The organism is Bacillus haikouensis (assembly GCF_013179555.1).
GTDB lineage: Bacteria > Bacillota > Bacilli > Bacillales > Bacillaceae_B > Rossellomorea > Rossellomorea haikouensis_A.
Map to the genome: position 1 here is coordinate 1 of NZ_JABMCR010000451.1, position 2,285 is coordinate 2,285.

Below are 2,285 nucleotides of genomic sequence, written 5' to 3' on the forward strand. Positions count from 1 at the left end.
TACAAGAATAAGGGCAGAAGATGGCATATATGAAGTCAAAATGATCGGTACGACGAAAGATGGCAGACAGTTTGCTAAAACGTCGACTATTAGCCTTGATAATGACGCGCCGAAGATTACTTTTGATGAGACAAATGCCTTGCCGAAAGGAGATCTTCCAATTGTTGAACTGCCAAATGGCCAAGATACAGTAACAATATCAGGTACTTTGGTGGATCCGGAAATGAGTGAAACCCAAAAAGCAGGTATGTCACTAACTCCGGCAAGTAACAACATATGGTATGGTCCAACAGGACCGAACAACCAACTTGAAGTAGATGAAAATGGAAAGTTTTCAAAAGAGTTAAATGTTGGAACAAACTCCATAAGGGAAATGCAATATCTTGGAGCCGATTATGCAGGAAATACGGCAATGCCAAAGGTTGTTTATTATGTAAATGAAGGATCACAGTTTGTATATGCACAACCAGATAAAGAGTCGTACCAAATGGGTGACGAAATCAAGTATACCTTCTATGCAAATAATTTAAAAAATGCCCAGCATTTATCTATGACCTTCTATTATCAAAATAAATACTTTGATGATTCTGTTGATTTCCAATTAGGGGCTGATCTGCCAGAAGGTTCAAAATTAGTAGAGACAACGACTACTCCAGGAACTACCAAGACGATCATCGATATTACTATTCCTGACGAAGGAGTCTCTGGAGATGTTGTTTTATTTGAGGTCGTAGCAGATACCAGTGCAGATGAGTTTAGAAATGTATATTCTCCACTATTCAGTAACTCTACCATGCAGGTGAATCATGGTCCCAGAATTCAAACGAAGATCGGACTTCACCCCATTTATCCAGCGTTTTCAAAGGTGGATGCGGGATATTTAGGTGCAGAAGGACTGCTTACAGACAAAGGTGGAATGGATCACAGTAGGGATTACTCGACTGTAGGAGCAACTGTTCAATTAAAAGATACAAAAGGGGCCATTTATCCAGCGAGATTGGAACCAAATGGAGTAATTTATTTCGATAAACTCCCAATAATAGAGAAGAAATATACTATGATCATCGATATCCCAGGACATTATACAACATATACCCCCCTTGAGGTTGGTCGCGAAGAGAATGGTATCGATATAGGAGAATGGATTTCCTATAGAACAGCTGTTTCGAAGCCGGGTGATATTAATAAAGATAATACCATAGATATCCATGATGCATTACTACTGCAAGAGCATTGGGGAACAGACTATCGAAATACGGATATAAACTTTGATGGTACGACGGATGAACAAGACTTTACTTTTCTTGAAAAGTATTATTTATCAGAAAACGACTTTGTTCTTGATACACCAGATCCTCAATCTGAAGTGAATGGCAAAACGATAGACACGATTAAAGATGAATTGGGAATTAATCCTTAACCGTATCATTTCATAACCTCATGCTGATCGTCGAAATCAACCGAAAGAAAGAGGCTGGGACAAAACGAATAAACCACGACATAAAGACGAACAATTTCAGCGTATATTCTTAATACCGCTAATGATTTCCGTGCAAGACTTCGCTTTCCGCGGGTAGCCAGTGAGCTTCCTCGTCGCGTTCGCTCCTGTGGGGTCTCACTTGTCTAGCTGCAGGGCTCAGAGGCACATGACATAAGCCAAACCGACCAAGAAGGCAAAGTGCGCCTTCCAGGACGATTCGTCTTATGCCACCCGCCTCTGAGCAAAGTCCTTCGGCTTTTCTAATAAGCTACTCTTCCCGCAGGAGTCTTCGTCTTGCGCTCCAATCAACCGCTGGAAAGTGCTAAAACTTAAGTGTACATTGAATAAAATAGAAACCCGAACTAATTTGCCTGTTAAAAGGCAGTTTGGTTCGGGTTTTTCTTAGGAAAAAACACTTTTGTCCCAGCCCCTTTCTTAGTACGTTGGTTGGAAAAAATACACTCTACATTGATTTGAATACAAGAATATATAGAAAAATAACACTATTTAAATGGAGATAGAAAAGGTAAGATGATAAAAATGGATAAATCTTTAGTAAAAAAACTAGTTGGGAGTGATGATGTTGAGTTCAGGAATCCTTATAAAGTTTTATAGAGAGAAAAATGAACTAACACAAGAAGAACTGGGAAAAGGGATATGTTCTGTTACACATATTAGTAAAATTGAACGTGGAAACACCCAATATTCCCCTGAAATCACACAATTGCTAAGTAAGAAACTGGGGATTGACCTTGAAAAAGAAATGCAAGCGCTTCAGAAATTTGAGCGCTTACTTGATCAATGG

2 protein-coding genes and 1 pseudogene are annotated in these 2,285 nt (G+C 39.3%); 2 read left to right on the top strand and 1 reads right to left on the bottom strand.

Annotation, left to right across the window (positions count from 1 at the left end):
- Positions 1-1,420 (top strand): dockerin type I domain-containing protein (locus HP456_RS22990; RefSeq protein WP_216663402.1); only part of this gene is annotated, 1,420 nt, incomplete at its 5' end.
- Positions 1,421-1,425: 5 nt separating this feature from the next.
- Here the strand turns inward: HP456_RS22990 and HP456_RS25210 are convergent.
- Positions 1,426-1,623 (bottom strand): annotated as a pseudogene (locus HP456_RS25210) (hypothetical protein); the annotation flags it as partial.
- A 440-nt stretch (positions 1,624-2,063) separates the two neighbouring features.
- On the opposite strand from HP456_RS25210, the gene HP456_RS22995 reads away from it, so the two are divergent.
- On the top strand, positions 2,064-2,285 hold a 222-nt coding region (locus tag HP456_RS22995; RefSeq protein WP_172255401.1), incomplete at its 3' end, for a helix-turn-helix domain-containing protein.